Source organism: Mucilaginibacter lappiensis (assembly GCF_050433765.1).
GTDB lineage: Bacteria > Bacteroidota > Bacteroidia > Sphingobacteriales > Sphingobacteriaceae > Mucilaginibacter > Mucilaginibacter lappiensis_A.
The window spans coordinates 286561-311471 of record NZ_JBNPWP010000002.1 but is presented as its reverse complement, the minus strand read 5'-3'; the positions used below and the strand labels follow the sequence as shown (position 1 = coordinate 311471).

Here is a 24911-nt window from a genome sequence, read left to right as displayed (position 1 = left end):
GACTCCTATCTCTTGATTCTTACCTCCCCCGCTAACAAAAAAAATCCGGCTTTGCAGCCGGATCTTTAGGTTTATTTAGTTGGTTTGAAATTCAATAATTATAATTTTTCGCCATGCTGGCTGATATCTAACCCCAGCACCTCATCTGCTGCCGAAACTCTTAAGGGAGATATCATATCGGTAATTTTTAATAATAATAAAGAACCGAAAAAAGAAAATATAGATACGCCAACAAGCGCTACCAGTTGAACAAGAAACAAATGTGTTTCGCCAAAGAACAAGCCGTTACCGGTAGTGTTAAGCGCATTTACATGCTGATTGGCAAAAACACCGGTAAGCAACATACCCACCATACCACCTACGCCATGACAAGGGAACACATCAAGCGTATCATCAATAGAGGTACGTGTACGCCACTCAACTACCAGGTTACTCACCACTGCCGATATAATACCTATAGCCAGCGAATGCGGTACAGTAACATACCCTGCTGCAGGTGTAATAGCTACCAAACCAACTACAGCCCCAATACAGGTACCCATGGCCGATGGCTTGCGCCCCTTTAGCATATCAAAAAATATCCAGGTGATACCACCCGCGGCCGATGCCGTTGTACTGGTGGCCAAAGCTGTAACGGCCAAAGCATTTGCGCCAAATGCCGAGCCGGCGTTAAACCCAAACCAGCCAAACCATAAAAGCCCGGTACCTATCATTACATAGGTAATACGTGCCGGTGAGTGATTAGCTTCGTTACGGCGTTTTAAATATAATGCCGAGGCCAGTGCGGCCCATCCGGCCGACATGTGTACTACGGTGCCGCCTGCAAAATCAAGTACTCCTAATTTGGCCAGTATGCCATCGGGGTGCCAGGTGCAATGCGCCAACGGCGAAAATATAAAAACGGAGAACAGGCAAAGAAATATAATGTAAGAGTTGAACCTGATGCGCTCGGCAAAAGCACCGGTGATCAGCGCTGGAGTAATAATGGCGAACTTTAACTGATACATGGCAAACAACAATAATGGTATAGTTGGTGCCGCTTTCCAGGTGGCATTGCCCAGCATACCCTTCATCATAAAATAAGTTGATGGGTTGCCTATAAAACCATAAAAGCTATCGCCAAAAGCCAAACTAAAACCAAATATGCCCCACATCACCGTAATAATTACCATACAAACAATGCTTTGCAGCATGGTTGATATCACATTCTTTTTATTGACCATCCCACCGTAAAAGAAGGCAAGACCGGGTGTCATGATCAAAACCAGGGCCGTTGACATCAGCATCCAGGCAATATCTCCTGTATTAAAATTAGGATGACCAGAGTTTTTAAATTCTACCGAAGGAAAAAGAAAGGTTAATGATAAAATGATAAGAATTACTAAGAAAGGAAAATACCGTTTCATGGAATATATTAGAATTGCTTGTAAAACGGCCTGAAAGTATGATTTTAATTATAAAAAAACGAAGAATGTTAGGTTTTTGTTAAAAAATTATGAAAATCGAAAAATTAGAGGTAATGAAGCACCAAATCAGGGAAAATACCGAGCAAAATCAGCAGAAAACTTATGATGATTGATAAAATCAATAAATTATAAGATTTATTTGAATCTATTTCGCTTATTTCCTTTCTTTTCAGAAATAAGTTAAGTGGGATCTTAATGTAATAAAACAGGGAAACCACGGTAGTTAAAGCCCCCGTAACCATTAAAAGCATTAACCAAATGCTATGGGTTTGCTGGTAAACGCTATATACCGCCGAAAAAACAAACAGTTTACCTGTAAATCCCGCGGTTACCGGCAGGCCGGTTAATGATATTAAAACGATAACAAAACAAACCGAGGCAATAGGATATTTAAGGCCAAGCCCTTTGTAACTGTCCACATCTTCAGCATCGGCTTCATTGGCAAAATAGGTAGCCAGCATTAGGGCCGCGATATTGGCCAGCGCGTAAACCAGTAAATAATAGGTTAAGGCTGATACCCCTTGTAGTGTTAGTACTACCACAGCCATTAGGGCAAACCCGGTATGGCCAATGCTTGAGTATGCCAGCATCCTTTTAACATTGGTTTGCATAACGGCAGCAAAGTTACCAGCTATCATGGTAATGATGCCGACTATTGATAAGGCTATCCCAATATCAAAACCTGTCCACCTGCCTGAAAGTATGAACGGTGGCAAAAAGTTGATCAATAACGCAAATGCCGCTATTTTGGGTACGGTTGATAAATAAGCCGTTACCGGTGTACTTGCCCCCTGGTACACATCGGGCACCCAAAAATGAGCGGGGACAAATGATAACTTAAAACCAATACCTATCAAAACCAATATCACCGCGAATGATGAGCTAACAGGGTTAACCTTGGATAATTCAATAATATTATTCTGAAAGATAACATCCAACGAACCGCTAAAACCATACAATAGCGAAATACCATACAGCATAATAGCCGACGATGCAGCGCCGAACAACACATACTTTAACCCGGCCTCGGTACTGAAAGCATTTTCGGTTCGATAGGCTACCATAAGGTATGATGCGATAGAGACCATTTCAATAGCCAGGTAAATGGAGAGCAGATTTACCGCCATCACCATTAAATGCAGCCCCAATATGGATGCCATAGTGATAGAATAAAGATCAGATAACCCTTTTTGATGACCGTTCAGCTTTTTATCCCACGTAAAATATAACAGCAGAATAAACGATAACAGATCAATGATCAGCTTAAAGAATATGTTGCTGCGGCTCAGCAGCAACATATTGCTGAATATAAAATGCTGCCCATCAACCACCAGGGCAAACTGCATCAGATCCAGGTACATCACCAGCACCAGGCCTGCGCAAGCCACGGTACGGCATAAGCCTGTAGATCGTTTTCCAAATATCAGGTCGGTGATCAGCACAATGATGAACAGCAACGCCAGGTAAACCTCTGGCATAAAATAAGTTATGCTGCCAAAAACATTGGATAACTGATCGGATATATGGGGTAGCAGATCGTGCATTTATTTTTATTGAACTATTTAAGCTGTAAAAACTGGATCAGGGTAAGTACCGAATCATTGATCTTATCAAAAACCAATGATGGCATAATACCTAAAGCTATGGCTATTAAAGCTAACGGTGCCAGGGTCAATTTTTCGCGCAGGTTCAGGTCGGTTAGGGCGGTTTTCCAAACAGCGCCCCCTTTTAATGATTCTGCACCAAAAAACATGCGTTGCAGTGTCCATAAAAAGTACGCCGCACCCAACAGTAAGCCAATCGCGCCGCAAACAGCCATCCAGTAAGGCAACAGATTATTTACCGTTGGCGATTTAAATGCACCAGCTAATGTGAACGCTTCTGCCACAAATGCCGAAAAGCCAGGCAAACCCAATGATGCAAAAAAGGCTATCATTATAAAAGCTGTATACTTGGGCATCAGGTTGCCCAATCCCCTGAAATGGTAAATGCCCCTATCATGTACCCGGTTGTAAAGTACACCTACTAAAAAGAATAACATGGTTGATAAAAACCCGTGACTCACCATTTGCATCACCGCGCCACTGATACCCTCGGCAGTTTGTGATGCAATACCTAACAGCACAAAACCCATGTGAGATACGGAGGAATAAGCGATCATCCGTTTCAGGTCGCGCTGGGCCAGGGCGTTGAAAGCGCCGTATAAAATAGAGATCACTCCTAACAGCCCCAACCAAAAAGCACCGGTAGTAGCTACCTCCGGAAAAATACCTAAGCAGATACGAATAATTCCATAACCACCAATTTTAAGCAGGATACCTGCCAGGATAATGGATACCGGTGTTGGCGCTTCCACGTGCGCATCGGGCAGCCAGGTATGCAATGGCACCACGGGCACCTTAATAGCAAAAGCGATGAACAGCACCACAAAGCCTACCGTACGTGCAGGCATGCCCAATATGGTTTGATGCCCTACTATGGAGAATATGGATTGCGCGCTATAATTGGCCGGGTTCATCATCTGTACCATATTAAAGGTATGGTTACCCGTAGCCGGATCGGTAACGGAAAGGTATAAACCAACCATCACCAGCAACATAAACACCGAACCAAATAAGGTATACAGGAAAAACTTAATAGCCGCGTATTCCCTCCGCGCACCACCCCACATCCCGATCAGGAAATATAATGGCAGCAGCATCAACTCATAAAATAAATAGAACAGGAAGAAATCGAGTGAGCAAAAAACGCCCATAACGGCCATATCCAACAGTAAAAACAACAGGAAGAAACCCTTGAGGTTACTTTTTATTTCCCATGATGATAAGGCGGCAATAACCAATACCAGCGATGTCATGACCAGCAGGGTAATAGATATACCATCAATCCCTACAAAATAATCAATCTGCATTTTGCCCATGCTGCCCAGGTTCAGGGAAATCCAGGGGAGTTTTTGCACAAACTGGAACTGATCTTCGTGGTTAATACCGCCATAAGCAGCACCCGTTTTAAAATGAAGGTATATCCATATACTCATGCCCAGTTGTATCAGTGTAGCCAACAGGGTAATATATTTAAAACTGCTGCGCAATGAGGAGGGCAGCAGCATAATGATGAGGCCGAACAGTACAGGTATAAATATGAGTAAGGTTAATATATTCATCAGGTTCAGATCAGTATTTTTAAAATAAACAGTATCAGCACAATTACCAACATGCTAAACAAATAGTATTGTACTTTACCGCTTTGAAACTTACGTGCAAAATTGCCAATACTTTGCACTATAACCACCATCAAATTCAAAAAGCCATCAACAATATAGCGATCAGTAAATGCTGCAGCTTTTGCAATATAGCTGCTTATCCTGGTTAATAAATGCAGCAGGCCATCAATAACCCTGCGGTCGAACCAAAAGCAGGCGCTTCCCAACCTTAATACCGGTTTTACTATGGCGCGTTTGTATAAGCCATCAATATACCATTGGTTATAGGACAGGCGATATAAAAATCCGCTTTGCGCGAACGAAAACCCATTTGGCTTTACGTAGATGGCGTAGGCAGCGTATAATACAAACAAGCTTAAAATATTTACACCTGCCGGGATAATGGTATGGTATATATTTTCGCGCACCAGGAAATTAGAAGGTTTTAATCCGTTAAAAATCCAGGCTTGTTCATACAATAACGGATGGAGTGAAAACAGAGGGAACAAACAGCAAACAGCCAGTAAAATTAATGGCAATTTGTACTGCCAACCGCCATCGCTGATGTGCAGCTTAATACCAGGGTTATTTTTTAGTAGCCTCAATTCACCAAAAAACACTTTTACAATAAGCCGCGCCACATAAAAAGCGGTGAGCCAGCTGGTAAGCAGAGCCGTGATAGGAATGATCTTCAACCATCCGCTCCGGTTTTCGCTCCATTCAAAAGCCTGTATCAGGATACCATCTTTTGACAGATAGCCCGAGGTAAGCGGTAAACCCACAAGGGCCAAACCACCAACTATGGCGGCTATAAAAGTAAGCGGCAGCTTTTTGCGCAGGCCGCCCATGTAGGAGATATCCTGCGGATCGATGTTCAGGCCGTTATCCTCTTTAATGTGCTGCATCTGGTGGATCACGATACCGGCAACCAAAAACAACAGGCACTTAAAAAACGCGTGTGTTGCCAGATGGAACAGTGATGAAGCGTAAGCCCCCACCCCCATGGCCAGTATCATAAAGCCTAACTGCGATATGGTGGAATAGGCCAGGATACGTTTCAGATCATTTTGTGTAAGGGCGATGGTAGCCGCCATGAACGCGGTAAAACATCCGATACAGGCCAATACGGTTAGTTCATTTTCGGTAAACATAGGGTAAACCCTGCCCAGCAAAAACACACCTGCGGCCACCATAGTGGCGGCATGAATAAGCGCTGACACCGAAGTTGGCCCCTCCATAGCATCGGGCAGCCAGGTATGCAATGGGAACTGCGCCGATTTGGCCGCGACGGCTAAAAAAATACCTCCGCAGGCGATGTATTGCCAGATGGCGGGCAGTTGCCCGGTTGGGGCAACCCATAAACCATTATTAATAACCGACTGGGCTATCAATCCCTTTTCGGCAAAAAGTTGAGTGATATCAAAGGTGTGGTATTGAGCAAATAATATGATAATAGCAGTCAGTAGGCCTACATCGCCAATACGGTTTATGATAAAGGCTTTCTTGTTGGCCTGCACAGCTTTATCACGTGTAAACCAAAAGCCGATGAGCAGGTATGATGAAAAACCCACCAACTCCCAAAATGCATAAAACAGCACCAGGCTATCAACCACTACCAGCGCCAGCATACTGAAACAAAAGAAACTGAGATAGGTAAAATAACGGCTGTACCTGTCGTCGTGCTTCATATAAGCGGTGGAATAAATATGCACCGGCAAGGAAATAACTGATACCAGCAACAACATCAATACCGAAAGATTATTCAATAATACCCCTGCAAAAACCTCGGTTTTGCCAACGGTAAACCAAATATGCTGTGCATGCACCTGGTGATTGTTCCACACCCCGGCAAATACTTTGGCTGATAATATACAGCTCAACAGGATAGCTATCGTTGATACCCAACCTGCAACCTTGCTTTTTACCGGCAGGCAAAAGTTTATTAAAGCGGCAAGCAGCGGCAAAGCTACGGCTGCCACTGTATAGTTTAATATTTGTATGGAATGTAAAAAGTCTTCCAATTTATTGTGTTATAATATTCTTTTAATGGTCAATCCCTCAATTTATTAATATCATTAGGATCAATGGTTTTATACCTCCTGTAAACATTCAATATAATGGCCAGCGCTACCGCGGTGGTGGCCGCAGCCAGCACAATGGCAAACAGGGCGAAGATCTGTCCGCTGTTGTTTACCTTATCATATTTGCCAAAAGCTACCAGGTTTAAAATGGCAGCGTTCAGTATTAGTTCAATGCCTATCAATATCTGGATGGCGTTGTGTTTGGATACGATCATGTACAAACCAATGCAGAACAATGCCACGCTTACCACCATAAAATCGGTTAGTGTGATCATGCTTTGCCCTCCTTACGTGATAAGTGCGCTGCGCCTACAAGCGCCATCAGCAATAAAACAGATATCGCCTCAAAAGGCAGTAAATAGCGGGTCATTAAGTTAATGCCGATATTATCAATCATGATTACATTTGGTGTGATTTCGTTCTTAAGACTGATAGATTCTTTGACCCACGGCAGGTTATCAGCATCGGCCTTTAATACCACGTTGAGCAGCACTATGAAAAATAAAGCAGCCAGCAATATAGCAGGCAGTTTAGCCAGACTGAAGAATTTATCCTTTTGCTGCTGTAATACATTCAAGGTTTCTTTACCCGATAGCATAAAAGCAAACAGTATAAGCACCAGTATGCCCCCAACGTAAATCACCACCTGGGTTACGGCCACAAAATCGGCCAGGGCCAATACATATAATCCGGCTAGCGCAAACAGCGTTACAAAAAACACAAATATGCCGCGTACCAGGTTTTTGCTTGCGGCCGCATATAATGCCGAGGCTATAGCAATAAAGCTCAAAAAGTAAAAAAGCACCCGTACTAAAGTCATGCCCCGCCCTCCTTTTTTTGCGTGGCGGCCAGTTTAGCGGCTTGCTTTTCGGCCTGCTGCTGATCAAACAAAGCGCGTTTTTCGGCAGCAACCTCGGGCGACATGTCTGAGAACTGATAAGTAAGATCGCTTAATTGGAATACGGTTTTATCATACTGATTGGTCATCACAATGCACTCCGTAGGGCAAACAATGGTACACAAACCGCAGTACATGCATTTGGCCATATCAATATCAAACTTGGCGGCATAAAGACGTTTGGTAGTACCATCTGAGGTTTGACCTATAGCTTCAGTAGCCTTGATAGCCTCAATATCTATACAGTTAACCGGACATACCTTGGCACACAGATCGCATACAATGCAATCATCCATTTCCACATCCAGCTGGTAGCGGCCTACCTCGGGTACGGGCAATTCCTGTTTGGGGTATTGTATGGTATTGGTGCCTTCCAGCTGTTTAAAGTAATTACTGTCACTCACGGTAATGATCTTCCTGTCGGCATTTGACGCAAACAAGTGCTTCACGGTAAGGCTTAAACCTTTCCATGCCGTAGTAAAACCGTTAATTAATCTTTTTAGCACCCTTGACCGTTGATTTTTTTGATTACGTTGATTTCGCTGATTCTTTTGATCTTGATTTTCGTCTGAACCTTGATTTATGGGATTCAGGGATTACCTTGATTTTTTTATCTTGATTCTTGACTCTCAATTCTATGCTTTGTCCTTTATCTTTTCATCTTTAATCTTTGCTCCCAAAAGCTACATCAGCCACAGCCTCCACACGCCTGATATCAGCATACATGCAAAGGCCAGTGGGGTTAGCACTTTCCAGCAAAGGTTCATCAGTTGGTCTACCCGGAAACGGGGCAGTGTCCACCTGATCCACATTTGCACGCCAACCAGGGTTAATGTTTTAAGGGTTACCCATAAAATACCCCAGGCCATGCCGGTTGTCCACGTTGCCAAATGTACCGAACCTATATTTGGTAATGGCGTATTCCATGCACCTAAAAACAGGATCACCCCAATCATAGATACCAGGAACATCATCGAGTATTCGGCTAAAAATACCAATGCAAACCTGATGCCTGTAAATTCGGTATGGAAACCTGCTACCAGTTCTGATTCTGCTTCGGGTATATCAAAGGGTGCCCGGTTACTTTCGGCCAGTGAGGCTATAAAATAAATTACAAATGCGATGATCAGGTGTGGCGCGCGGAATACATTCCAACAAAAAAAACCACCTGTTGCCGATACATCCCAAAAACCAGCAAACTTTATTGTTTCGGCCGATAAAATACCTTGCTGTGTGGCTACCTCTTGCAGGTTGAGCGTTTGCGCTATCATCACTGCTGATATAATGGCGAAACCGGCAGGGATCTCGTACGAAATGATCTGCGCAGCCGAGCGCATGGCACCCAAAATAGAATACTTATTGTTTGACCCCCAACCAGCCATCAGGATGCCCAGGGTTTCGATAGATATAATGGCAAAAATATAGTATACCCCCAGGTTTATTTTTGAAGGGATAAGGCCTGGCGCCCAGGGCAGCGCGGCAAAGCCCATATAAACGGCAATAAAAATTATAGCAGGCGCCAGCATAAACAGCCATTTATCGGCAGCTGCCGGAATGATCAGTTCCTTCTGGATCATCTTCAATATATCGGCCAGGGTTTGGAGCGAGCCAAATTTACCTGTTTCTGTTGGGCCAAGTCTGTCTTGTATAAATGCCGAAATTTTGCGCTCGGCGTAAACACCAAACAAAGCAAAAAAGGCCGCAAAACTAAACAACCCAATTGCTACAACAAAATATGTAAAATAAAAACTCAAGGGTTCGTTTGCTTTAAATGCAAACTTAATAAATGTTATAATATTTTAGGCGATAAGTTATATTAAGTTGATAGGCTAAGTTGGGTGATGAACGTCATGTTATTTTGTCTGAACCGGGATTAAACAGATTTTTAGGATTTAAGGATTTTTATCTTCTTGACTTTAAATCAAATCGTAGAAATCCTTAAATCCCAAAAATCCCGGTTCAGACAAAATCCCACCTCAACACTCCGTCTTCACCAGATCATTTGCTGATACAAAGGTTGACTTTACAGGAGCCGAGAAAAATAATGAGGCATGATGATCAAAATCGGCAGTATCATCAGTAGTAGTATAAAATTTGTTAATGCCGTTTTTACTTAACTTAGTTTCTATCTCAGGATGCCGCTTCAAGTAATCAACCAAACTACCGGCCACAATATCACCCTGGGAAACTACCTTAACATGTGCTGGCAGGTTGGCTTCTATTTTTTGTTGAATTAACGGATAATGAGTACAAGCCAACAAAATGGTATCAATTTGCGGTGATTGAGCCATAACCTGATCCAGGTACTGTTTCACAAAATAATCGGAACCGGGTTGGTCGTACTCACCATTTTCAATAAGCGGTACCCATAAAGGGCAGGCCTGCTGATAAACTTTTATATCCGGAAAAAACTTTTCTATTTCTAAAAGGTATGAGCCCGAATTTACGGTTCCTGTTGTACCCAGCACACCTATCTCTTTTGTTTTGGTATAATCGCCAATAACTTCGGCCGTTGGTCTTATAACGCCTAAAACCCTTTTTGAGGGATCAGCATTTTTAAGATCCACTTGTTGTATAGTACGCAGCGCTTTGGCTGATGCCGTGTTACAGGCCAGTATAACCAATGGGCATCCCTGATCAAAAAACCATTGAACACACTCCCAGGTGTATTGATGAATGGTGTTGAACGAGCGGTTACCATATGGCGCACGGGCATTATCGCCCAGGTATATGTAGTCATATTCAGGAAGCTGTTCAATAATTGATTTAAAAACAGTAAGGCCCCCATAGCCCGAATCGAAAATACCAATAGGTTGATGCATATACACAAAAATAAAAAAAGCGTCCAGTATATACAGGACGCTTTTTTATAAATGACTAATAATTGATTTTACTTTAATCCAAGTTTTAGCTTTACAGCTGCCATCAGGTCATCAGCATCAGGAGATACCAATAAACTTACTTGTGAAGAATCTAATACATAAGCGTATCCTTTTTCTTTAGCAACAGCGTTTACAGCTGCAGTGGCTTTATCAATAAGTGGTTTACCTAATTCTTGTCTTTTAGCATCAACTTGTTGTTGTGCATTGTTTTGATAATCCTGCATACGTTTTTGTATATCCTGTAATTCCTGACCTTTTGAAGTACGGATAGCATCAGTCATGGTAGCACTGTTTTTTTGAAACTCCTGACCTTTTGTAGTATACTCATTATTCATGGTAGTAAGCTGGTCGATGAAAGTTTTTTGGTAAGCCTGCATTTGGGTTGTTACAGTCTTAGTTTCAGGCATCATGTCAATCAGCTGGTTAAAATTAATATGGCCAATTTTGGTTTGCGCATTGGCAAAGTTGCCCGCAAATATCATACCTACTGCAACTAAAGCAACTTTAAATAGTTTTTTCATTTTTCTTGTCCTGTGTTTAATAATAGTTCTGTTTATTTATTCGAAAATTTATTTAGCAAATACTCCGGGTTTAAGCCCTAATTTTGTTATTACATCAGCGCTTTTGTCATATCGCGGATTAGCATACAGCATCATTACTTCGCTGTTTTTATCAAATACCATATCCAGGTTATCACCTTCGGCCACTGCTTGTACAGCTTTAGACACGCGATCCTGAATTGGTTTAATCAAGGAACTGCTCTTTTGTGAGAGCTCGCCATCAGGTCCGAATTTTTGACGCTGAAAATCCTTCGCGGCTTTTTCTTTATCTACAATTTCGGCCTCGCGGCGTTTTTTCATATCGGCCGTCATTAAAACCTGATCGGCCTGGTATGCTTTGTATAAGCGGTCAATTTCCTGGAAACGGCCGTCAACTTCTTTTTGCCACTGATCAGATAAAGCTGCCAGCTGTTTTTGCGATGAAGCATACTCCGGCATATGTTTTAATATATATTCCGAATCAACATAAGCAAAACGCTGCGCGTAAGCTCCGGTGATTGCTGTTAACGTTAAAAACGCTATTAAAATTATCTTCTTCATATATCGCTGTGCAAATTAATTAAATCCACCGGATAAACTCTGAGAAATTGTAAAATGGAATTGTCCCCTGTTTGCATCAGGTGCTCCTGGTATTTTATCAAATCCGTAGCCATAATCTAATCCAAGCAATCCAAATATAGGTAAAAATATTCTCGCTCCAACCCCTACTGAACGCCTCACGTTAAACGGATTAAACTGACTAAAGTTGTTCCAAACATTACCACCTTCGGCAAATGCCAGCAAAAATATAGTTGCCGACTGGCTTGCAATAACCGGGTGACGCAGCTCAAGCGTATACTTATTGTAGATGGTGCTACCTGTATTTGTATTTTGATTTTCGGTTGAACCCTCAGGAACTATGGAGAAGTTTTGATAACCCCTTAAGCCGATAATTTCACTACCCTGTAAAAACTGGTAGCTCTGCATACCATCACCACCTAATTTAAAGCGCTCAAATGGCGAAGGACCCACATCTTTATTATACATGCCCAGGAAGCCGAACCTTACCTGTGACATCAGCACAAACTTGCCAACCAGTTTAGAGAACCACTGTGCATCATATTTAACCTTATAATACTCCACAAAATGGTAGCGCTCCTCGGGGGTTGCAATTTTGTAGTTAACATTATTAAATAATGAGTATGGCGGCGTGGCTTGCACAGTAAATTTAATATTTGATCCCTGTGTTGGGAAAATAGGCGCATCAATTGAGTTACGGCTTAATTCCTGTGTTAACTTGATATTGTATGATGTACCATTGGTAAACAAGTAACCGGTATAATTATCCAGGTTATAATGGTCAACATTCAATGAGTAATTTAACTGGAAGTAGTTATCGGGCCATTTTAAACGTTTACCCAATGTTACGCCAACACCATTGATACGCAGGTTATTGTAATAAGGGCTTGTTTTAGGATAGTATTGCCCGGTTGAACTACCTTGTGTATATGCTGATAACGCAAAGTAGATTGGTTTTTTACCACCTAACCATGGTTCAGAGAAGGTGAACGAGAAGTTCTGATAGGTCCTTCCGCTCGACTGGCCCCTTAAGCTTAGTTTTTGCCCATCGCCTTTTGGCAGTGGTTTATATGCTTTAAGGTTGAAAATATTTCTTAACGAGAAGTTATTGAACGTAAGTCCCAGTGTACCCACCAACTGACCACCACCAAAACCACCTGATAGCTCAATCTGATCTGATGGTTTTTCAACAACGTTGTAAACTAAATCAACAGTACCATCCTGCGGGTTGATGTTAACCGGTTTAGGCTCTGTTTTTTGTTCATCAAAGTTACCCAGCTGGCCAATCTCGCGCGAGCTGCGGATCAATAACTCTTTATTAAATTTTTGGCCCGGTTTGGTTTGAATTTCACGCATAACCACCTTATCGTTGGTTACATCGTTACCTTTTAAGCTTACACGGTTTATAGTGTACTGAGGCCCTTCATATACACGTATATCCAGATCAACAGTATCATTGTATACTTTTACCTGTACAGGATCGGCAGTGTAGGTTAAATAACCATCATTAAGGTAAAGCGAAGAAACATCATCATTACTTGGGGTTGGGCCAACCAGCCTTTTATTTAGCTCATCTTCGCTAAACACATCGCCTTTTTTAATGTGAAGTATCCTGTTTAATAAATCAGTTGAGTATTTGGCATTGCCTGACCACTTAACATCACCGAAATAATATTTAGGCCCCTCATAAACTTTAAGTTTTATGTTAACGGTATTATCGTCATGCTTCCAAACAGAATCACTTACCAGTTCGGCATCGCGATAGCCTTTTCCCTGCATCGATTCAACCAGGCTCTGCTTATCTTCTTCGTATTTATCCAGTTTGAATTTTTTAGAACCAAACAGGTTATACCATTTTTTTTCGCGGGTCTTTTTCAAAAACTTCTTTAACTTTTTATCGCTAAATGCTTTGTTCCCTTCAAAAGTAACTTCGTTTATTTTTACTTTGGTTTTTTTATCAATAGCCACATCCAGTATCACACTATTGGCATCTCCGGGATCTTTGCGCTGGGTAAGCTTAACAGTGGTATTATAAAAACCCTTTTCGTTAAAGTGTTTCTTAATAATAGCATTAGTGGTAGTTATTAAATTTTCATTTACAATTTTCCCTGTCCTGTCGTTCAGTTTTTTCTGTACATCTTCAATTTCGCCCTTTCGTATCCCGGTTATATGCATACGCGAAAGGCGGGGCAGTTCTTTCACTGCAATTTCCAGGTAAATGGTATCCTGGTTAATTTTTGTAATATTTAACTGTACATCATCAAATAAACCTTCTTTGTATAAGGCTTTTATTACTTCGGCATTACGTTCGCCCGGTAAGTTGATACGATCACCCTTGGTTAACTTTGAAAGTTGAATCAAAATATCTTTATCCAGATACTTTGCACCACTAACAGAAATGCCCCCAATAATATAGTCCCGGGGATTAAGATAACTTAAACTATCAGCCGGTATCGATTTTGTCAGTGGTGACCTCGGAATATTGGAAACCTGGGCCAGCGCCGCGGTACCAAAAACAGAGAGAAGAATAGCAAAAAGAAATTTATACATTCGAATATTTTAGTGGGCTAAAAATAATTTATACAGTTGTTAAAAAGTGTTAAAAGTAAAAATTTAGTTAACTTGCTCACTTGTCATCCCAAAACGGCGCTCCCGTTTCTGATAATCAAGTATAGCTTCGTACAAATCTTCCTTCCTGAAATCGGGCCAAAACTTAGGTGTAAAATACAATTCAGCATAGGCAATTTGCCATAATAGATAGTTACTAATGCGGTATTCGCCGCTGGTTCTTATCAGCAATTCGGGATTTGGCATATCGCTGGTAAATAAATTGTTCTCAAAAACTTCTTCGTTAATATCTGCTATGTCCAGTTCGCCGTTTTGTACTTTAACAGCTATATTTTTAGCTGCACGCACAATTTCGCGCCTTGAACTATAGCTCAATGCCAGTGTAAGTACCACTCCGGTATTACCTGCGGTTTTTTGCATAGCAGCGCTAAGTTCCCTAAAACATTTTGCAGGCAGCATGTCCAGATCACCAATTGCATTAAGCTTGATATTATTTTTCATAAATCCGGCTATCTCCTTATGAATGGTGCTCACCATAAGTTCCATAATAGCCATAACCTCTAATTTGGGGCGGTTCCAGTTTTCGGACGAAAACGTATATAGGGTAATATATTTTATGCCTAATTTATCGGCACCTTCAACAACATCCCTAACAGATGTTACTCCGTTATGATGACCAAACACTCTTAATTTGCCTTTTTCTTTTGCCCAGCGGCCATTGCCATCCATAATTATGGCAACATGCTGCGGTAACTTTAACAAATCAATCTGATCCAAATATCCCATACTATTTATTATCAAAAGCTGCCCTTGAGTGCCTGTAAAAAGACATGCTTATGCTTTAGTTTATCAATGCTATGTCTAATAAAATATTTGCTTTAGACTAATCAACGTTAAAAATCAACCTGCTAACGACGTTATTTATAAGTCAATTTGCCGGTTTTTTCAGGGTACAAAGGTAAAACTTACTTTGTATTTTTTTAGTATGCTTCACGAAAAGAAAATGTTATTATAAATAATGCAGCAAAATGCTGTAAAAAGCACTTAAATGTCATTTTATTTATGATTTATTCCATTTATTTAAATCTGAAAATAAAAAGCCGGATATCAAAAATCATCTGATGATCATGATATCCGGCTTTTAAACCTGCGTATTTTAAGCTATAAAAGGCGCGATAATTTAATAAGCTCCTTTTTGTTTCAAAGCATCAGTATCATGCCCATCAATATCAACAATGGCATAGGTTTGCATGTTGGTTATGTTAAGCTCATCTAAAACATTAACCAGATCCTTATACACAGCATGAGCAGATGGTTTTACCACCACTATCATACTTTTACTGGTTTTATCATGCACCATTTTACTGGTTTCGAACAATGCCTTCCTGATCCCATCTTTATTAAGCCCTGTGATGGTGGGTGCAATAATTGGATTTTTCAGCTCGCCCAGGTACCACATTACCTGGCTGTTTTTACCCAGGCATATTGTAAAGCTACGGCTTGCAGGTACCGGGCCACCTTCGGGGCCAACCGGCATAGCCACATCCATAGCCTTTGATTTTGATAATGTGGTGGTGAGCATAAAAAAGGTGATCAGCAGGAATGCCAGATCAACCATTGCGGTAAGGTCAACACGTACGTTCATTTTTTTTCGTCCGCGAGTACCGCCTGCCTTTTGGGGAGAAGAATTTAATTCGGCCATGATCTTAAAGTTTAAGGTTAATTTACTTCAACAGTATTAAATACTGCTAAACATAAATTAAACGAAAATTTAATTTCATTATTATCAATAAAACAAAATATAATTTTGTTTTATTGATAGACGCTAATAATAACAGCTCTGTGTAACAAACGTATAAGAAAGTGTAAATCCTATAAAAAAATAGGTATCGCGTGGTTTAAAATCCCCGCGTTGTGAACCTGGCTGGCCAATATAGTTACCCGTTACTTCGCCCGACCGATCTGCGAGGGCTCTGGAAAGATTGTTTGGAAGGTTGTTTGGATTAGCATATACACCACTTACGTCATCAAGATAATCTGTAAAAGTGTATCTGTAGCCAATATCGGCTGCAGCCGTCCACTTACTATTAAAATTATACTTTATGCCCACACCAAAAGGAATCACCACCGTACTTTTGCCGTATGCCTTTTGCTGCCCCTCGGTTCCTAAGGCTCTTAAGCTATATGACTGTCCCTGGTAATTGGTGCGTGGTGTATAGGCCGTTAAACCAACACCGGTATATATGTAAGGTGTATATTTGTTAGGACCTGCATCAGGTATATATTTCATAAAATTGAACTCGCCAATAAGGCTCACTTCTTTCAGGGGATCATTAAAGCTTAAATTGCGATCACGAAATTGCTGACTGTTTGACTTACTATCATCGGCACTGATCTTGCCATAAGTAAAATTTAATTTTGCTGATAAATAGCCGTCGAAATTACGCTTCACAAATAAGCCGCCCGATACACCGCTTATCTTAACCGGATTGTTAGGGTTAAGGTCGCCTATATAACCTGCACCACCTACAGCACCGCCAACCTCCCAGGTTTGGGCCTGCAAATGATAGGAAACAAATAATAAAAGTATTAGTGCTGTAAATTTGGGCATTAAGCAAAATTAATAATTACGGGCATCCAAGCCCCATAATAATTTGTTTCTCAACGTGGTTAAATAACTTTCATTATTTAAACGTATCAAATTTAGCTGAAAATCGGCTTTTTGAACGTGAAATTTCACGGTCTCGTCCAAAACGGCGACCCGCGAATCGCATGATACCAGGTAGTTTGCACTGCGGCTCTCCACCTCAAAACAAAGTTTGCTGCTATCAGGCAATATTATTGGCCGTACGTTTAAGTTATGCGGCGACACCGGTGTAACTACTATGCTGTTTGACTGTGGGAAAATAATAGGTCCGCCGCAACTTAATGAATAAGCCGTTGACCCGGTTGATGTAGATATAATGATACCATCGCCCCAGTAAGAGTTTAAAAATTCATCATTTAAAAACACGTGGGTTATGATCATGGCGGCATCATCGCGCTTATGGATAGTTACATCATTAAGGGCAAAGTTATCATCGCCAAAAATTTTCATTGATGAATCAATAGTAAGCAACTCACGGCAATCAAGGGTAAACTCCTTGTTAACTACTGCATGTATGGCAGCAGTAATATCGCTCTTATTTATGCTGGCTAAAAAACCAAGGCGGCCAAAATTAATACCAATTACAGGTATGCCCGAATCACGGATAACGGTTACCATATCAAGCAGGGTACCATCGCCACCCAGCGTTAAAAAAAGGTCAATAAAACCCTTTAATGAATCGGTGCTTTGAAGTACGCTATATTTTATGGTGCTTATTTTATCCTGCAGATATTCATTGAGTTGATGATGAACATATATTTCGGCACCATGATGCGCCAGATTATCAAATACCTGCTGGATGTATGGAATTACAGATGGATCATTAAACGGCCTGCCGTAAACTGCTATCTTCATGGGTTAGTTCGTTGGTTCACTTGTTCATCAGTTCATTGGGCCATTATCATAATAAGTCCTGTAATATATTATAACATTACCAATGAACTAATGAGCCACTGAACTAATGAACCATTTATAAATTAAGATAGTTCATGAGCGAATCGTAACGATCTTTTGCATTATCATTATGATCTGTATTATTAAAAGTAGCTTTTATATCGTATTCGTAACGCAAAAAAGTAGCAATTATAGCCGAAATATCCTGCTTGTTTACTTTAAGGGTTACTTCCATCCTGGTAGAATCAGGAAAAGTTTGAACATATGAACTAAGGATCTGGGCATTATCTGACTCAACAATTTGTGCCATATGCGCCAGCGAATTATTTTTATTATTGATCTCCAGTACAATGATACCGCCGGGTTGTGCCACTGAGGTGATCTTTGCAAAATATTCAGTTATGGCATTAATGGAGATGATGCCAAGATAATTCTTTTTTACATTGAGCACCGGAACTATGGTAAGCTGGCGCTCATAAAACATACGTATAACATCATATATATGCTGATCTTCGAGCACATAAGGGTTTACCAATGACAAGGCCAGGGCTCCAACAGCTGTCTGGTAATCACTTTCACCAATCAGGTCGTCTTCGGCCACCAAACCTAAAAACTGCTCCTCATTTACGATAGGCAAATGCCTGAGGCGAAACTCAATCATGCGGTCTAACACCTTCTGTATAGTATCAGAAGTATGTACCGGCGGAATTGCATCAGCTATCAGTTCAATCGCAACCATAATGTTAAACTCCTATTTTATTTCCTATTTTTTCCAAAAATTCTGTTAACAGCTTGTTAAACTCTTCGGGGCGTTCCATCATTGGCGCATGCCCGCATTGATCTATCCAGTGCAATTCAGAATCGGGCAAAAGTTCATTAAACTCCAAAGCCACTTCGGGCGGTGTTATTTTATCATTCCGACCCCATATTAAAGATACAGGAACCTGTATTTTATGCAGATCCTTTTTCATATTATGCCGTATAGCCGATTTTGCCATAGCCAATAACCTGATTACACTGTGCCTGTCATTTATTAACTTATATACGTCATTAACCAGCTCATCGGTTGCCACAACAGGATCATAAAAAGTATATTGTACCTTTTCCCTTACAAAATCAATGCTTTCGCGCCTCGGGAACGATCCCCCGAACGCATTTTCATATAAACCAGAGCTACCGGTTAATACCATGGCCCTAATATTTTCGGGATGCGCCAAAACATAAATCAATGCCACATGCCCACCCAGTGAGTTACCCAGTACTGTTATATTGCTTAGCTGTTTAAACTTTATAAATTTATGTACAAATTTTGAAAGACTCTTTACTCCCGTAGTTAAAAGAGGCATATCATAAATTGGCAGTATAGGTATTATTACACGATACTTTGATTTAAACTCGTCAACAACAGCATCCCAATTGCTTAATGAGCCCATTAAACCATGTAACAGTAACAGCACCTCACCTTCGCCCTCATCGATGTAACTAAAACCGTTTTCCTCTTTAAGCACGAAATCCATATAAAATCTTAATATTAATTTTTCAACTTTGTTATACCGAAATTAAATTCAGTATAAATTCTACTATTCCGCCATAAAATTAGTTTATTACGGACGAGTTACAACAATTATAGCAATAAATTTAACAATGTTTTATTTAAATACGGAGTATATATTATTAACCATCACGGTTTCATAAGTTTGTTTTTTATAAAACCAGAAAGCTGTTATCCAATTATTTAATAAACCACCTGGTTAAATTAAGCTTAGCCCAATAATTGCCTTACAACTTCTGATATAGTTCTTCCGTCGGCCTTGCCTGCAAGCTCTTTATTGGCTGTACCCATTACTTTGCCCATGTCCTGCACAGAAGTAGCACCCACCCTGCTAATGAGTTCCTGAAGGTACCCTTCAATTTCAAAGCGGGTCATTTGCTGCGGTAAATAAGGTTCGATCACCTGCATTTCTTCCATCTCAATTTCGTAAAGATCTTCGCGGTTTTGTGTTCTGTAGATATCTGCCGATTCTTTACGTTGTTTAATCAGTTTTTGAAGCACTTTAGTTTCGGCCTCAACAGTAAGCTCATCTGCAGCTCCTTTTTCGGTTTTAGCTAAAAGCAAGGCCGATTTTATAGCGCGAAGCCCTCTTAATCTGTCGGCTTGCTTGGCCAGCATAGCCAGTTTTATATCCTGGTCTATTTGATTGATTAGTGACATTTATTTAATTTGTGAATTAGTGTTATTGAATTAGTGAATTTTTAAATATGCAAATTTCAGACGTGCAAATGTGCGGATTATAATTATTGAATTACTGATTTAGTAATTGAAGCTCATTTTCAAATCCTCAAATCAAACATCTGCATATCTGCACATTATTTTCTGAATATTGTACCAGCATTAGCCTGTGCGGTTGGCATGATCACCAGGTCGTTAATATTTACATGGGCCGGCCGCGATGCAACAAACCATATTGTTTCGGCAATATCAAGCGCAGCAAGAGGTTCAAAACCTTCATACACTTTCTTAGCTCTTTCTTTATCCCCCTTAAAACGCACTTCCGAAAACTCTGTTTCAACTGCACCGGGATGCACGGCGGTAACCTTTATGCTATGCGGTAGCAAATCAATACGCATACCTTTATTTAATGCATCAACCGCGTGCTTGGTTGCGCAGTACACATTACCATTGGCATAAACTTCCTTACCGGCTATTGAGCCCAGGTTTACAATATGCCCATGACCATTATCTATCATCCAGTTTGATACTACCCGGCTTACATAAAGTAACCCTTTAACATTGGTATCAATCATGGTATCCCAATCATCATAACTACCTTTTTGTATGGGGTCAAGTCCCTGGCTTAAACCGGCATTGTTAACCAATACATTTACCTTTTTCCATTTGGCAGGCAAACCTTCCAGGTTTTCAATTACCTGCTCGCGGTTGCGCACATCAAATGATGATACCGCTACCTCAACATTATATTTACTGTTTAAGTGAGCAGCCAGTTTTTCCAAACGGTCCAGCCTGCGGCCGGTTAATATTAAATTATATCCTTCTCGGGCAAATACATTGGCGCAAGCCTCGCCTATGCCGGCTGTTGCACCTGTAATTAAAGCAATTTTAGTCATGGTATGTAGATAACTATTGCAGCGAAATTATGTTTTTTAGTTTAAATTAATGTCGTTTAACGGTAATGATACCTTTGGGAGGTAGATAGTGTTCTATAAATTTGTCATGCTGAACGTAGTGAAGCATCTATTCGCCAACATGCAAAGCCGGGACCAGATCCTTCGTTCCTCAGGATGACAAAATGAATAAAAAGATACTATTACTCAAAAAACAAACTAAACATAATAGTATGCAACGAAAGCTTGCTGATGGGGGCCGAGAAGGGGTGGTTTTCAGGAACCAGCACATTACCAAACGAGTTGGATATTTTGATCTCGGGCGAAAGTTTAAAAAACTCAAAATAAATATCACAACCCAGGCCGGCTTCGTAAGAACCATATCCGCTTACATTTTTAACCAATTTATCCAGCATATCCGAATTGAGGTCATTTTTCTTTGAGCCAATAACATGCGAATATTTAACCCCTCCTAAAATATAGGCCCTGAAATCGCCTATCCTGTCCGACTTTATTTTAAGGGATAAAGGCACATCAACCGTTGTTGTTTGCACCTGTTTTGTTACGTTTGGATCCTGATCAGGGTTTACGTAGGTGTAAGTTAAGTTACGGTCTGCAAAAACAAGTGAGGGGGTAAAACGCGCCTCCAGGTGTTCTGTTAAGCGATAACGGGTTATAAAACCAACAGAAAACCCAGGCGAGCCTTTTGAGCTGATACTGTTTAGCTGACCGGTAAGCGGCAAACCAGTTTGCGGATCGGAAAATGGGGTACGCCAGTCGGGCTTTTTTACAATTTTAAAATCATTGCTTACATAACCAAAGCTAAACCCAAAGCTCAAGTCTTGCAGATCAGCACCACCGCCCCATGCCGGTACCCGTTGAGCAAACAATAAATTGCTGCAAAACATCGGTATAAATACTATAAGGTACCGTTTTAAACTCATTTATTTAATGCCTGTATATATGGAACAAATGCCAAACGCCAATGGCCGGTGCTTGGTATTTTTAAAGCCTACCTTATCCATCAGGGCCACAAAGCTTTCCCCATCAGGAAAAGCAGCCACCGACTCAGGCAGGTAGGTATATGCCCTTGCATCTTTACTGAACAGCTTACCTATGCCTGGTGTTATATAATTGAAATAAAAATTATATAACTGCTTAATTGGAAATACCCGCGGCTTTGAAAACTCCAGTATTACCGCTTTGCCACCAGGCTTTAATACTCTTTGTATATCGGCCAGGCCCGTTTCCAGGTGCTCAAAATTACGCACGCCATAAGCAACGGTAACGGCATCAAATTCATCAGCCTCAAAAGGTAATTTTTCTGAATCACCTAATTTCACCTCAAATTTATCGCTAAGATTACGTTTTTGGATCTTCTGCTCGGCAATGTCCAGCATCCCGCGTGAAATATCTACGCCTATTATTTTTTCGGGCTTAAGTGCTTTTAAAGCTTCAAACGCAAAATCGCCGGTACCGGTAGCCACATCAAGTATCAGTTTGGGCTTATCCTTTTTTAGTTCGTTGATAGCTTTTTTACGCCAGATGATATCGATCCCCAATGATAAAAAGTGGTTCAGGAAATCATAGGTTTTTGATATATTGTTGAACATATCGGCCACCTGCTCTTTTTTGGTAGCCTGCTGATCGTGGTAGGGAGTTATTGTTTTGCTCATTTTTATAGTGATGGCAAAGATAGTGATTGTATGTTGATTGAGTTTATTTGCTTGTATTAAGTTGCAGGGGTTGTGTAAATGTTAAGTCAATTCACTAATTTTAAAAACCAATTAGTTTAAAAACCAGTGCAGCGGGCTCATCCCAAAAAGATGACCGGGGTTATCAGTTCTCTTTATTATTAATTATTGTTACCAAATTCATTATCTCAATCTATGAAAGAAAAAGAAGAGTCGTCACGCCGCAGTTTTATCAAAAAATTAGCCACTACCACCGCGGCGGTAGCCGCAGGCAGCAGTTTATTAGCAGCCGAAAACCATGTTAAACCATTTTCTATACTAAAAAGGCCGCCAGGCTACGGTTTAAACGACCAGATCAACATTGCCCTTATTGGTGCCGGAGGCATGGGTAATAATGATACTGATGTTGCCCTCAAAATTCCGGGAGTAAAACTGGTTGCAGTGTGTGATCTGTACGATGGCAGGTTGAAAGATGCTAAAACCAAATTTGGCGCCGATATTTTTACCACCCGTGTTTATAAAGAGATCCTGAACCGCAAAGATATTGACGCCGTTATTATTGGCACACCCGATCACTGGCACCAGCAAATTTCTGTTGACGCCATGCATGCCGGCAAGCACGTGTATTGCGAAAAACCAATGGTGCACGCTATAGGCGAAGGTCCCGCTGTAATAAAGGCACAAAAGGAAACAGGTAAAATTTTCCAGGTAGGCAGCCAGGGTGTATCATCATTAGGGAACGAAAAGGCACAGGAGTTATTAAAAAGCGGTGCTATTGGCGAACTAAATTATGCCGAGGGTTTTTGGGCCCGCCGCGAGCCGTTGGAAGTTTGGCAATATCCTATTCCCGAAGATGCATCACCACAAACAGTTGACTGGGAAACCTATATCAGTAATACCAAAAAACGGGATTTTGATGCAAAACGCTTTTTCCGCTGGCGCAATTATACCGATTATGGTACGGGCATGGCCGGCGACCTTTTTGTTCACCTGTTCTCGAGCCTGCACTTTATTACCGGCTCTATGGGGCCAAACAAAATTTACGCGGCAGGCGGACTGCGTTTCTGGAACGATGGCCGCGAAGTGCCTGATGTATTGTTAGGTACCTTTGATTATGGCAAAACACAGGTTCATCCTGCCTTTAACCTATCATTAAGGTGCAATTTTGTTGATGGCACCAGCGGCACTACTTACCTGAAATTGGTGGGCAGCGAAGGATCAATGGACATTACATGGGACAAGGTGACGCTGAAAAGGAATAAAACCTTTGCGTCCGACGATCCTTTTTACCTGGATAAGCTAAAAAAAGCAGGCAGTGGTTATGCCGAACGTAAAAAAATGGTGCCGCCCGAAGAGATTACCTATGATGCAGAAAAAGGTTATTTAGGTGGCCCTTATGACCACATGAATAACTTTTTTAACGCCATAAGGAATAATGGTAAGGTAACCGAGGATGCTATTTTCGGCTATCGGGCTGCCGCCCCTGCCCTGCTGTGTAATGACAGCTATTATAATAACAGCCCCATGTTTTGGGATCCTGAAAAAATGCAGGTAGCAAAAAATAAATTAAGCTCTAAATAAATACATCTGCTAAATAATATGAAACAACAACTAAAAAAGATCGGTTTGGTATTGGCTGCAGCTGGCCTGGTTTGTGTACAAACTTCGGGTATCCCGGCAAATGATCCTGTACCTGTAAAAAAAGCTGCTGCAAAAGGCAGTTGGGTAAGTTTGTTTGATGGTAAAAGCCTGAAAGGCTGGCATGGCTTCAACAAAAAAGGCCCGGTAAAAAACTGGACCATTGTTAACGGTGCGCTGGTATGCTTAGGTGCTGCTCAGGGCGATACCGGCGGCGATATTGTAACCGATAAATCATACGCCAACTTTGAACTTACCTGGCAATGGAAAATTGATAAAGGCAGTAACAGCGGTGTGTTATATCATGTGGTTGAAGACGCTAAATATCCTGCAACTTATGAAACAGGCCCCGAATATCAGATCATAGATGATAACGGCTGGCCCGACAAACTGGAAGAATGGCAAAAAACCGGCTGTGATTACGCCATGTACCTGCCTAACAATAAAAAGAAAATAATGCCTGTGGGCCAATGGAATACCAGTAAAATTGTTTTTAAAAACGGACACGTGGAGCACTGGCTAAACGGCGCTAAAATTGTTGAATTTACAGCCTGGAACGCGGATTGGAAAAAGAAAAAGGCCGAAGGCAAATGGAAAGACCACCCGGATTATGGCAACGCGAAAACAGGCCTGATAGCCCTGCAGGATCATGGTCATAAGGCCTATTTTAAGGATATTAAGATAAGGGAGCTGTAGTTTT

The 24911-nt window shown here is 41.1% G+C and carries 24 protein-coding genes; 2 read left to right on the top strand and 22 right to left on the bottom strand.

The window, feature by feature from the left end:
* Nucleotides 1–98 precede the first annotated feature (98 nt).
* From M2273_RS06795 to ubiE, 22 genes are all read right to left on the bottom strand, one after another.
* Nucleotides 99–1406 (bottom strand): ammonium transporter, encoded by a 1308-nt coding sequence (locus M2273_RS06795; protein ID WP_429394602.1) that lies wholly within the window; start codon nt 1404–1406, stop codon nt 99–101.
* 104 nt (nt 1407–1510) lie between these two features.
* Nucleotides 1511–3010 carry an NADH-quinone oxidoreductase subunit N gene (locus M2273_RS06790; RefSeq protein WP_429394599.1) on the bottom strand — a complete coding sequence of 500 codons (1500 nt, stop codon included), beginning with the start codon at nt 3008–3010 and terminating at the stop codon, nt 1511–1513.
* Nucleotides 3011–3024: 14 nt separating this feature from the next.
* Complete coding sequence (locus tag M2273_RS06785) at nt 3025–4629, bottom strand: complex I subunit 4 family protein (protein ID WP_429394596.1); 1605 nt, start codon at nt 4627–4629, stop codon at nt 3025–3027.
* 5 nt (nt 4630–4634) lie between these two features.
* Nucleotides 4635–6689 (bottom strand): NADH-quinone oxidoreductase subunit L, encoded by a 2055-nt coding sequence (gene nuoL, locus M2273_RS06780; protein ID WP_429394594.1) that lies wholly within the window; start codon nt 6687–6689, stop codon nt 4635–4637.
* Nucleotides 6690–6718: 29 nt separating this feature from the next.
* Nucleotides 6719–7024, bottom strand: coding sequence for an NADH-quinone oxidoreductase subunit NuoK (gene nuoK / locus M2273_RS06775; RefSeq protein WP_429394592.1), 306 nt, complete (start codon nt 7022–7024; stop codon nt 6719–6721).
* Nucleotides 7021–7569, bottom strand: a complete 549-nt coding sequence (locus tag M2273_RS06770; protein ID WP_429394589.1) for an NADH-quinone oxidoreductase subunit J family protein — start codon at nt 7567–7569, stop codon at nt 7021–7023. Before M2273_RS06770 ends, nuoK begins: the two co-directional genes overlap by 4 nt.
* Complete coding sequence (locus M2273_RS06765) at nt 7566–8153, bottom strand: 4Fe-4S dicluster domain-containing protein (RefSeq protein ID WP_429394587.1); 588 nt, start codon at nt 8151–8153, stop codon at nt 7566–7568. The genes M2273_RS06770 and M2273_RS06765 overlap by 4 nt, the downstream gene beginning before the upstream one ends.
* Before the next feature lie 177 nt (nt 8154–8330).
* Nucleotides 8331–9401, bottom strand: a complete 1071-nt coding sequence (locus M2273_RS06760; RefSeq protein WP_429394585.1) for a complex I subunit 1/NuoH family protein — start codon at nt 9399–9401, stop codon at nt 8331–8333.
* A gap of 222 nt (nt 9402–9623) precedes the next feature.
* Nucleotides 9624–10469: a glutamate racemase gene (gene murI, locus M2273_RS06755; RefSeq protein ID WP_429394583.1), complete on the bottom strand. Its 846-nt coding sequence runs from the start codon at nt 10467–10469 to the stop codon at nt 9624–9626.
* Nucleotides 10470–10537: 68 nt separating this feature from the next.
* Nucleotides 10538–11050: an OmpH family outer membrane protein gene (locus tag M2273_RS06750; protein WP_429394581.1), complete on the bottom strand. Its 513-nt coding sequence runs from the start codon at nt 11048–11050 to the stop codon at nt 10538–10540.
* Nucleotides 11051–11098: 48 nt separating this feature from the next.
* Nucleotides 11099–11629, bottom strand: a complete 531-nt coding sequence (locus tag M2273_RS06745) for an OmpH family outer membrane protein (RefSeq protein WP_429394577.1) — start codon at nt 11627–11629, stop codon at nt 11099–11101.
* A 15-nt stretch (nt 11630–11644) separates the two neighbouring features.
* The gene (gene bamA / locus M2273_RS06740; protein WP_429394576.1) at nt 11645–14197 is read right to left on the bottom strand and encodes an outer membrane protein assembly factor BamA; all 2553 of its coding nucleotides are present in this window, start codon (nt 14195–14197) and stop codon (nt 11645–11647) included.
* Between the two features lie 63 nt (nt 14198–14260).
* On the bottom strand, nt 14261–15001 hold the full coding sequence (locus M2273_RS06735; RefSeq protein WP_429394573.1) for an isoprenyl transferase: 741 nt from the start codon (nt 14999–15001) through the stop codon (nt 14261–14263).
* Between the two features lie 394 nt (nt 15002–15395).
* Nucleotides 15396–15917, bottom strand: coding sequence for an ExbD/TolR family protein (locus M2273_RS06730; protein WP_429394571.1), 522 nt, complete (start codon nt 15915–15917; stop codon nt 15396–15398).
* Between the two features lie 123 nt (nt 15918–16040).
* Entirely contained in the window at nt 16041–16826 is a 786-nt protein-coding gene (locus M2273_RS06725) for a DUF6089 family protein (protein WP_429394569.1), read from the bottom strand.
* A 9-nt stretch (nt 16827–16835) separates the two neighbouring features.
* The gene (locus tag M2273_RS06720; RefSeq protein WP_429394567.1) at nt 16836–17717 is read right to left on the bottom strand and encodes an NAD kinase; all 882 of its coding nucleotides are present in this window, start codon (nt 17715–17717) and stop codon (nt 16836–16838) included.
* A 115-nt stretch (nt 17718–17832) separates the two neighbouring features.
* A complete protein-coding gene (locus tag M2273_RS06715; RefSeq protein ID WP_429394564.1) occupies nt 17833–18495 on the bottom strand; it encodes a CBS domain-containing protein in 663 nt (220 codons plus the stop codon).
* Between the two features lie 4 nt (nt 18496–18499).
* Nucleotides 18500–19273, bottom strand: a complete 774-nt coding sequence (locus tag M2273_RS06710; protein WP_429394562.1) for an alpha/beta fold hydrolase — start codon at nt 19271–19273, stop codon at nt 18500–18502.
* Nucleotides 19274–19518: 245 nt separating this feature from the next.
* A complete protein-coding gene (locus tag M2273_RS06705) occupies nt 19519–19968 on the bottom strand; it encodes a GatB/YqeY domain-containing protein (RefSeq protein ID WP_429394560.1) in 450 nt (149 codons plus the stop codon).
* A 155-nt stretch (nt 19969–20123) separates the two neighbouring features.
* Complete coding sequence (locus M2273_RS06700) at nt 20124–20882, bottom strand: SDR family oxidoreductase (protein WP_429394558.1); 759 nt, start codon at nt 20880–20882, stop codon at nt 20124–20126.
* A gap of 200 nt (nt 20883–21082) precedes the next feature.
* Entirely contained in the window at nt 21083–21823 is a 741-nt protein-coding gene (locus M2273_RS06695) for an outer membrane beta-barrel protein (RefSeq protein ID WP_429394556.1), read from the bottom strand.
* Nucleotides 21824–22555 carry a bifunctional demethylmenaquinone methyltransferase/2-methoxy-6-polyprenyl-1,4-benzoquinol methylase UbiE gene (gene ubiE, locus M2273_RS06690; protein WP_429394554.1) on the bottom strand — a complete coding sequence of 244 codons (732 nt, stop codon included), beginning with the start codon at nt 22553–22555 and terminating at the stop codon, nt 21824–21826.
* A 213-nt stretch (nt 22556–22768) separates the two neighbouring features.
* Here ubiE and M2273_RS06685 point away from each other — a divergent pair, with 213 nt between their 5' ends.
* Both M2273_RS06685 and M2273_RS06680 read left to right on the top strand, forming a co-directional pair.
* A complete protein-coding gene (locus tag M2273_RS06685; RefSeq protein WP_429394551.1) occupies nt 22769–24154 on the top strand; it encodes a Gfo/Idh/MocA family protein in 1386 nt (461 codons plus the stop codon).
* Nucleotides 24155–24172: 18 nt separating this feature from the next.
* Nucleotides 24173–24907, top strand: a complete 735-nt coding sequence (locus tag M2273_RS06680) for a 3-keto-disaccharide hydrolase (RefSeq protein WP_429394549.1) — start codon at nt 24173–24175, stop codon at nt 24905–24907.
* Nucleotides 24908–24911: the final 4 nt, after the last annotated feature.

Bases quoted from the DNA above. Each gene is read 5' to 3' on its own strand.
- M2273_RS06795 (WP_429394602.1), bottom strand. From the start codon at position 1,406: ATGAAACGGTATTTTCCTTTCTTAGTAATTCTTATCATTTTATCATTA.
- M2273_RS06790 (WP_429394599.1), bottom strand. From the start codon at position 3,010: ATGCACGATCTGCTACCCCATATATCCGATCAGTTATCCAATGTTTTT.
- M2273_RS06785 (WP_429394596.1), bottom strand. From the start codon at position 4,629: ATGAATATATTAACCTTACTCATATTTATACCTGTACTGTTCGGCCTC.
- nuoK (WP_429394592.1), bottom strand. From the start codon at position 7,024: ATGATCACACTAACCGATTTTATGGTGGTAAGCGTGGCATTGTTCTGC.
- M2273_RS06770 (WP_429394589.1), bottom strand. From the start codon at position 7,569: ATGACTTTAGTACGGGTGCTTTTTTACTTTTTGAGCTTTATTGCTATA.
- murI (WP_429394583.1), bottom strand. From the start codon at position 10,469: ATGCATCAACCTATTGGTATTTTCGATTCGGGCTATGGGGGCCTTACT.
- M2273_RS06750 (WP_429394581.1), bottom strand. From the start codon at position 11,050: ATGAAAAAACTATTTAAAGTTGCTTTAGTTGCAGTAGGTATGATATTT.
- M2273_RS06745 (WP_429394577.1), bottom strand. From the start codon at position 11,629: ATGAAGAAGATAATTTTAATAGCGTTTTTAACGTTAACAGCAATCACC.
- bamA (WP_429394576.1), bottom strand. From the start codon at position 14,197: ATGTATAAATTTCTTTTTGCTATTCTTCTCTCTGTTTTTGGTACCGCG.
- M2273_RS06735 (WP_429394573.1), bottom strand. From the start codon at position 15,001: ATGGGATATTTGGATCAGATTGATTTGTTAAAGTTACCGCAGCATGTT.
- M2273_RS06730 (WP_429394571.1), bottom strand. From the start codon at position 15,917: ATGGCCGAATTAAATTCTTCTCCCCAAAAGGCAGGCGGTACTCGCGGA.
- M2273_RS06725 (WP_429394569.1), bottom strand. From the start codon at position 16,826: ATGCCCAAATTTACAGCACTAATACTTTTATTATTTGTTTCCTATCAT.
- M2273_RS06720 (WP_429394567.1), bottom strand. From the start codon at position 17,717: ATGAAGATAGCAGTTTACGGCAGGCCGTTTAATGATCCATCTGTAATT.
- M2273_RS06715 (WP_429394564.1), bottom strand. From the start codon at position 18,495: ATGGTTGCGATTGAACTGATAGCTGATGCAATTCCGCCGGTACATACT.
- M2273_RS06710 (WP_429394562.1), bottom strand. From the start codon at position 19,273: ATGGATTTCGTGCTTAAAGAGGAAAACGGTTTTAGTTACATCGATGAG.
- M2273_RS06705 (WP_429394560.1), bottom strand. From the start codon at position 19,968: ATGTCACTAATCAATCAAATAGACCAGGATATAAAACTGGCTATGCTG.
- M2273_RS06700 (WP_429394558.1), bottom strand. From the start codon at position 20,882: ATGACTAAAATTGCTTTAATTACAGGTGCAACAGCCGGCATAGGCGAG.
- M2273_RS06695 (WP_429394556.1), bottom strand. From the start codon at position 21,823: ATGAGTTTAAAACGGTACCTTATAGTATTTATACCGATGTTTTGCAGC.
- ubiE (WP_429394554.1), bottom strand. From the start codon at position 22,555: ATGAGCAAAACAATAACTCCCTACCACGATCAGCAGGCTACCAAAAAA.
- M2273_RS06685 (WP_429394551.1), top strand. From the start codon at position 22,769: ATGAAAGAAAAAGAAGAGTCGTCACGCCGCAGTTTTATCAAAAAATTA.
- M2273_RS06680 (WP_429394549.1), top strand. From the start codon at position 24,173: ATGAAACAACAACTAAAAAAGATCGGTTTGGTATTGGCTGCAGCTGGC.